Origin of the sequence: Psychrobacter sp. ASPA161_6 (genome assembly GCF_051970285.1) — a bacterium.
In the GTDB taxonomy this organism is placed as follows: Bacteria; Pseudomonadota; Gammaproteobacteria; order Pseudomonadales; family Moraxellaceae; genus Psychrobacter; species Psychrobacter glaciei.
The window spans coordinates 1-935 of record NZ_JBEFNJ010000015.1; the positions used below are offsets into that span (position 1 = coordinate 1).

General features: G+C 40.1%; 1 protein-coding gene. It reads left to right on the top strand.

The features are described from left to right. Positions 1-935, top strand: a 935-nt coding sequence (locus ACTQ9T_RS14560; protein WP_440465492.1) for an IS256 family transposase, variant Zn-binding type, incomplete at both ends; no start/stop codon positions are given.

The following is a 935-nucleotide window of genomic DNA, read 5'->3' on the forward strand; positions in this document are numbered from 1 at the left end:
GAATCAACGCCATGAATCAAAAAACTGCCCTTTTTGTAGTGATAAACACACCAAGAAGAATGGACGTAAGCTTGGCAAACAGCAGTATCAATGTCTAGCTTGCAGGCGGCAGTTTTTAGGTGGCAAAAGACTTAATAACCGAACGCTTTGGACTGAATATACGCAAGGAAAACAGACCTACCAACAACTGGCGGATAAATATCACTGTAGTCTTAAAACCATTCAAAGACGCTTAGATAAAGTCAGTATTGAGTATCCAGTTAAACGTCCTAAGACTGCTAATATCATCATGGACACCACTTACTTTGGTCGCAAGTTTGGTTTAATGGTCTTTATGGACAACACCACTAGAACCGTTCTTAATTATGTGATAGTCAGTCATGAAACCAATAGTGCTTATAAGCAGGGAATTGATCATCTAGTATCGTTAGGCGTTGATATACAAAGCATCACCTGTGATGGTAGACGAGGACTGAGGACGTTATTCACCCGCATCCCTTGCCAGATGTGCCAGTTTCATCAAGTGCAAATAGTGACCCGCTATTTAACACGCCGCCCTAAGAACAGTGCCAGTATTGAGCTTAGACGACTTACTTTAGAAATAAAACAGCTTGATAAAGATGCGTTTGTAAAGTGCTTAGATCACTGGTATTTGACTCATGAAGCCTATCTTAATGAGTCAAATACCAATGAGGATACCGGTAGAACGTGGTACACCCACAAGCGTCTTAGAAGTGCTTATCGTAGCTTAAGAACCAATAGCGATTGGTTGTTTACTTATCAAGAATATGGGCATTTAGACCTACCAAATACCACTAATTCTCTCGAAGGGTTATTCAGTGAGCTTAAGCGACAATTACACAGTCATCATGGGCTAAATGAGTATCGTAAGTTACGGTTTATTAAAGACTTTTTAGGGTCAAAGACACTCAAAT